At 50.6% G+C, this 6,000-nt stretch carries 6 protein-coding genes; 5 read left to right on the forward strand and 1 reads right to left on the reverse strand.

Annotated elements, in window-relative coordinates; genetic code table 11:
* The first annotated feature begins 40 nt into the window (after positions 1–40).
* The 5 genes from CIK87_RS12945 (at position 41) to CIK87_RS12965 (ending at position 5,584) form a co-directional block, all read left to right on the forward strand.
* A complete protein-coding gene (locus CIK87_RS12945; RefSeq protein ID WP_022310433.1) occupies positions 41–715 on the forward strand; it encodes a hypothetical protein in 675 nt (224 codons plus the stop codon).
* Between the two features lie 3 nt (positions 716–718).
* Entirely contained in the window at positions 719–1,585 is an 867-nt protein-coding gene (locus CIK87_RS12950; protein WP_144008226.1) for a DUF4384 domain-containing protein, read from the forward strand.
* 6 nt (positions 1,586–1,591) lie between these two features.
* Entirely contained in the window at positions 1,592–2,626 is a 1,035-nt protein-coding gene (locus tag CIK87_RS12955; protein ID WP_022310436.1) for a hypothetical protein, read from the forward strand.
* A 68-nt stretch (positions 2,627–2,694) separates the two neighbouring features.
* Complete coding sequence (locus CIK87_RS12960) at positions 2,695–4,071, forward strand: caspase family protein (RefSeq protein WP_158216257.1); 1,377 nt, start codon at positions 2,695–2,697, stop codon at positions 4,069–4,071.
* A gap of 22 nt (positions 4,072–4,093) precedes the next feature.
* Complete coding sequence (locus CIK87_RS12965) at positions 4,094–5,584, forward strand: transglutaminase domain-containing protein (protein ID WP_022310438.1); 1,491 nt, start codon at positions 4,094–4,096, stop codon at positions 5,582–5,584.
* 180 nt (positions 5,585–5,764) lie between these two features.
* Here the strand turns inward: CIK87_RS12965 and CIK87_RS14585 are convergent.
* On the reverse strand, positions 5,765–6,000 hold a 236-nt coding region (locus CIK87_RS14585), incomplete at its 5' end, for a hypothetical protein (RefSeq protein WP_216822765.1).

Consider the following 6,000-nt stretch of genomic DNA (forward strand, 5'->3'; position numbering starts at 1 on the left):
AGCCAATCGGGAGCCGTTGGTACAATTAAAAACTTAACGTATGAGAACCATCAGATTAGTATTGACCCTGGTGCTGGTCATGACTTTTACCGTATCTTTTGCCCAGTTGACGAAAGAGCAAATCAAGGAACGCAAGGAAATCAAGAAAGCCTCGAAGGCTGAACTCGGCGAGAAGGCCACGAAGACAGCCCGCAAGGAAGCCAAACGCTTGGCAAAGGAGGGATGGAAGGTCACGCCCGGCGCTCTGCCATTGGAAAAACAATTGGACAAGTCGTACCTCATGCAGATGGAGTATGATGAGAATATGTTTCCCAAGTATCTCATGGGCGAGGCTATGAGTATCGGCGAAAACTATGACGCTGCCCGCCTGCAGGCTATGGAGCTGGCCAAGCAAAGCCTGGCTGGACAGATACAGACTGAGGTGACCGCCCTGATAGAAAACACCGTAAGCAACAAGCAGCTGGCGGCTGAAGAGGCTGCCTCTGTGACCCAGACCATCAGTGCAGCCAAGAACCTTATCTCCCAGAGTATAGGCCGTGTGCTCACCGTGGTAGAGATGTATCGCGTGCTGGGCAACAAGAACAAGGAGGTGTCGCTGCGCATTGCCTATAATGCGGAGATGGCAAAGCAGGCTGCCAAAAAGGCCGTGCGCCAGGAACTGGAAAAGAAGGGCGACGACCTGCACAAGAAGTTGGACGAACTGCTGGGTTGGTAGCGTATGCGTAGTTGGGTAGTAACTCTATGCTGTCTCGTGGCGAGTGTGGCTTGGGCGCAGAAAACCGTCACGGTGGTAGCGTCGTACACCTATCACATGCCCGAGAATGTGACGGTGGAGCAGGCCAAGACTACGGCGCTCGAAAGGGCAAAGGTCCAGGCTATCGCCGACGAATTTGGCACTCTCATAGGGCAGAGCAACTCTACCCTGGTGACCAATGAAAACGGAAAGAGTGATACCCATTTCTCATCGATTGGTCGTAGTGACGTCAATGGCGAGTGGATAGAAACCATCGGTGAGCCCCAATATGCGATAAACTATGAACAGGGGATGCTCATCGTCAATGTGAAGGTCAAAGGGCGCATACGCAAGTTGTCTGGCCCCAAGATAGACCTCGCTGTCAATATACTGCGCAATGGCACCGAACTCAAATACGAGAGCGACGATTTCCGCAATGGCGACGATATGTATCTCCACTTCCAGTCGCCCGTAAGCGGCAGACTGCTGGTCTATCTCGTCGACTATACCGCACGCCAAGTCTACTGTCTCTTGCCCTATTCGCAGCAGGCGGATATGGCCCAGCCTATAGAGCAGGGTAGGGAGTATCTGTTCTTTTCTGCCAAGAGTGTGGCAGCCGAAGAGCGTCAGGTGGTGGATGAATATACGCTCACTACTGACAAGAAAATGGAGCAGAACGAAATGGTCGTGATATTCAGCTCTGGCGAACTGGCCAAAGCCAATACCTCGGCGAGTGAGGGGCTGCTGCCGCGAGCCATGAGCATTGACCACTTCAACAAATGGCTGGCTGAAATGCGCATCAAAGACAAAAATATACAAATCATCAATAAATCATTAACCATTAAAAATTAACTAATTATGAAAAAGGTATTGCTTTTATTCTTTTTTGTCTCCCTCTGTGTGAGCAACACGTATGGAAAAACCAAGACTTCTTATCGCAACGCGCTGATATTTGCCTATTCTCAGGCCAACAGTGTGTTTGAAGATGACAATATACGACTGGAAATTTACAACGAGCAGCTATGGGCCAAGAACAAGACCAAGAAGACCATCTTCATCGACTTGTCTCAATGCTTCATGGTGCATAATGGCTCGTCGTTCCCTCTGTTTGACAAGAAACAGGACGAGCGCCACGCCTCGAAGAAAGGCAAGACTACGTCGATAGATGAGTTTATTACCATCCCGCCATCTACTGGCGGCAAGCAGAATGATACTTTCATCTGTAACATGGCAACGGGTATTCTGGGTAATTACAGTACCTCGGAAACTCCTGCCGGAGAATTCACAGAGTATGACAAGCGACTGTTCAATCTCATTGCCGATTTGCTGGACGAGTCGAAGAAAGCCGACCCCAAACGTGAGGAATACAAAGGTACTGTAAGCCGTCACCTCACTGAAGACGAGAGTATCAACAATATTGGTGCCTCTATTGCCTATGCCTTCAACAAGCGTTCCGAGGAATGGACAAGTGTGGCCCTGTCTGCCTGGGTGAGTGACATCATCTTCTCGCCCTACTATGTGGAAATGCCCGACGACCTGACCAAGAAAGACAAGCGCGGGTTTGGCGTCAAGGAGACCAAACCAGCCGTTCTTCACGTGATGGCCAACTCTCCCTTTGAGTTTGACGAAGACCGCTCACCCATCATCGTGTGTGACTGGGAAGGTAACTTCAAGAAGGGAACATTCAGACTGAGCAGTACCAATGTGTCGAAGCAGGGAAAGGTTGGTATCGGTCGTATTATCGGCGCCATATTTACCTATGGAGCTACGCTGCTCGTGCCCCTGTCAGAGACCAGCTATAAGAAAGTCATCCACTTTGATGGCGCTACAAGCGATTGGGGTAAGATGACTTACGTAGGTAGACTTCAGGATACCAAGCAGGAAAAGAAATAGTATAAACCGCGACTGCCACTCTGCCCGAATGAATGAGGGGAGTGGCAGTTGTCTTAGCATTGTATGTCATGATGCGCTTATTGTTCCTTATATTAATATGGTGCGTGCAGACGGTGTCGGCGCAGAGTATGGATGTGCAGAGTAAGGCTGCGCTCGAGTCGATGCGCGGCGGTTATGTCCAGTATGCTTTTGATGAGTTCAAACGGCTTGCCGCTTCCAATGACATGGCTGCCCAGTACTATCTGGGCTGGTGTTATGAGAATGCTGTGGCTTGTGAGAAAGCGCTTACGGATGCGTTCCGCCTCTATCGTCGTGCAGCCGAACGTGGTCTGCCTGATGCCATGTTGCGCTTGGCTTCGTTTTACCAAAATGGTATTGTGGTAAGTCAGGACGATGGCAGATATAACGAATGGATGGAGCGCTATCAGAAGAAAGGCGGCAAGTGTCTGCTGCCTGATATCGCCGAGGCATATAATGGGGCGCAACGCAATATAGCCAATTATGCGCTCAGTCCGAAACGGGGAGGAACGGTAAGGCAGCAGCCCGCCGCCAGTAGTGGAGGCACAGGGCAGACGGTAAACCATATTACTATCGTACAGCAGACGGCTCCCACGCCAAAGCCAGAACAACCCAAGCCCGCGACGTCAAAGCCAGTGGTGACCAAGTCGGATGTAGATACCGGCATCCCCTCGACTGGTGCGGTCAACGAGAATACTTTTGCGCTCATCATCGCCAATGAAGCCTATCAGAATGTGGCACCTGTACCCAATGCTATCAATGACGGAAGGGTATTTGCAGACTATTGCATGAAGACTCTGGGTATGCCCAAGACCAACATCCATCTGGTAAACAATGCAACCTATATCAATATCAAGCGTGAACTCAATCTGATGCGTCAAATTGCTGAAGCATACAAGGGTGGGGCTAAACTTGTCGTCTACTATGCAGGACACGGACTGCCCGACGAGGCTTCGGGAGACGCTTACCTCTTGCCGGTAGATGGTTATGGTTCGGATTTGACAACCTGCTACAATCTGAATGATTTCTATGCCGCATTGGGAGCAATGTCCCTGTCTCAGGTGGTGGTGCTGATGGATGCCTGCTTCTCCGGCTCGTTGCGTGGAGATGGCATGCTGGCGTCGGCTCGTGGTGTGGCAATCAAGGCCAAGGGCAGCGAGTCTAAGGGAAACATGGTCGTACTGTCTGCCGCTCAGGGAGACGAGACTGCCTATCCCTTGGATGGGCAGCATCATGGTATGTTTACGTATTATCTTCTTAAGAAACTGAAGGAGAGTAAAGGTACGGCAAATTTGGGCAGCCTGTTTGACTATGTCAAGGACAATGTGGTGAAGAAGTCGCTGGTGGTAAATGGCAAGCGGCAGACTCCTACCATTTCTCCGTCGGCTGCTGTCTATGACAAGTGGCGTAATTGGACATTGAAATAACCATTGTATAAAGGAGACAATCATGGTGAGGCAAATGGTGTTCTGCGTGTCGCTGCTGATGGCAGTAAACTGTCTGGGGCAGACGACAAACAAGGCTCGGCAAGGGTATGAGCAGTTTAAGAAACAGGCTCGGCAAGGGTATGTAGACTTCCGTCGGGCTTGCAATGCTGATTATGCTGCTTTCCTGAAACAAGCCTGGCAGTCGTATGAGGCAGGTCCCGTGGTGCCACGTCCCAAAGAGCGTGAGGTGAAGCCCGTGGTAATGCCGCAAGGAGATGTGGACAAGCCGGTGAAACCTATGCCTATCAAGGTGGATACGGTGATAGCTCCTGTGCCTCAAGGGGCTCAGCCCAAGCCTGTGGCTCCCATCTATGAGGGAACGGTGGAGAATGAACAGCAACTTTCCTTTACCTTCTTCGGAACAGAAGGCCGTGTGCGGATGCCTGTCCTGCGTCCTGATATCGGTGCCGTCTTGAAGGGCGGTGTGTCAGAGAATGAGGTGAGCAAAGGATGGACTATGCTCTCGGAAGGCGGCTTTGACCATCTCATCCGCGATTGCCTCGGACTGCGTATGAGTCATCAGCTCTGCGACTGGGCTTATCTGCTCATGCTCCGCAAGATGAGCGAGAGCTACTATGGTGGCGACGCCAATGCCTCGACCCTCTTCCTGGCTTGGGTCTATTGTCAGAGTGGTTATCAGATGAGGTTGGGGAGCAACGGTCAACGTCTCTATCTTCTGTTTGGTAGTCGTCATCAGATTTATGACCACGCGTTCTTCCGCATCGATGGTAATTATTTCTATCCGCTTGTGGACAAGGGAGAAACGGCTAGTACGCGGTTGCGTATATGCGGGGCAGCTTTCCCCGAAGAGCAGCCTCTGTCGCTCTATATCCCTTCGGCGATGTCTCTGACCAACAATTTCAGCGACAACCGCACCATACGGTCCAAACGCTATCCCTCGGTGGAGGCGCAGGTAAGGGTAAACCGCAATCTGATAGATTTCTACGATGTCTATCCCACCTCGGCGATAGACGACAATCCACTTACGCGCTGGGCGATGTATGCTAATACGCCTATGGCTGAGAATGTGAAATCCCAGCTGTATGGCAAGATGCGGCAGCTCATTTCTGGCAAATCTCAGATTGAGGCGGCCAATATGCTCATAGACTGGGTGCAGACGGGGCTGGTGTATGAATATGATGACAAGGTCTGGGGTGGCGACCGTGCCTTCTTTGCCGAAGAGACGCTCTATTATCCTTATTGTGACTGCGAAGACCGTGCGATTTTGTTCACTCGTATGGTGCGCGATTTGCTCGGATTGAAGTGCATCCTGGTGTATTACCCCAACCATCTGGCTTGCGCCGTCGCCTTCGACCAAGCGGTGCAGGGTGACTATGTAGTGGTCGGTGGTCGGCGTTTCGTGATTGCTGACCCAACGTATATCGGGGCGCCAGTGGGGCGGACTATGCCCGATATGGATAACAGCTCTGCGCAGGTAATCATGCTCGAGTAGTCTTCGGTCTATGGCAATTCCACATGTGACCGCCGTCAGTCTGCATCGGAATAGATTGGCGGCGGTCACATGTATCATGACTTCTTCTACATCTTTGATGAATGTGTAAATGTCGGTCTGTGGGGTATATATTATAATAAGGTATATAGTCCCCAGGGTCATCATTTCGGTTGATATAAATCAATAGGTGGAAAATATTTTCAACTTTTTTGTCGAAATGTTTGGTTTGTGTTGAAAAAAGCTATACCTTTGCATCCGCTTTCGAGAATGAAACACTTCTCCTGAGCGTTGAAGAAAGAGTTCTTTGAAAGATTTAAGATAAACAGAAGAGTAGTAGTACAAGAAGCGAGCGGCTTCCGGAGCGATCGGGAAGCCACTTGGGTAAAATGAAGCTACCGTCAATAGATATAGAGACA

Source organism: Prevotella sp. P5-64 (assembly GCF_002251285.1).
Lineage (GTDB): Bacteria > Bacteroidota > Bacteroidia > Bacteroidales > Bacteroidaceae > Prevotella.